We start from the raw sequence: 382 nt of genomic DNA, 5'->3' as shown, positions 1-382 counted from the left end.
CCTTGGGCAGCGGCGCACTGTTCCTGTTCACCAACAAACAGCGCGACAAAATCAAAGTGTTGTACTGGGATAAAACAGGCTTTGCTCTTTGGTATAAGCGCCTTGAAAAAGCCAAGTACAAGTGGCCTACAAAAGAGAAAAATGAGGTGTTTACCCTAACTCAATTCGAGCTTGATAGACTGCTTTCTGGCTTCACGATTATCGGCCATAAACCCGTTAAAATAAACAATTTTACAATGACTTAAACGATAATAAAGCAGGGCGTCCGCATGAATGGTTAGAATTTAGTCATTGACTTAAATCCAGCAACTAAGACTTGCTCCAAGAAGCCGGGGTTCATCATGCAACGTTTCTGCTTCATTGGCACACTAATTTTGCTTGG

At 42.4% G+C, this 382-nt stretch carries 1 protein-coding gene; it reads left to right on the top strand.

Annotated features, from left to right (window positions below; all coding sequences use genetic code 11):
- Window positions 1-245 (top strand): IS66 family insertion sequence element accessory protein TnpB (gene tnpB, locus UF06_RS23025; RefSeq protein WP_045572541.1); only part of this gene is annotated, 245 nt, incomplete at its 5' end.
- Window positions 246-382: the final 137 nt, after the last annotated feature.

This window comes from Vibrio sp. S234-5, from assembly GCF_000960595.1.
In the GTDB taxonomy this organism is placed as follows: domain Bacteria; phylum Pseudomonadota; class Gammaproteobacteria; order Enterobacterales; family Vibrionaceae; genus Vibrio.
Note: the sequence above shows the minus strand (reverse complement) of the source record. Positions and strands in the feature narration are given on the sequence as shown.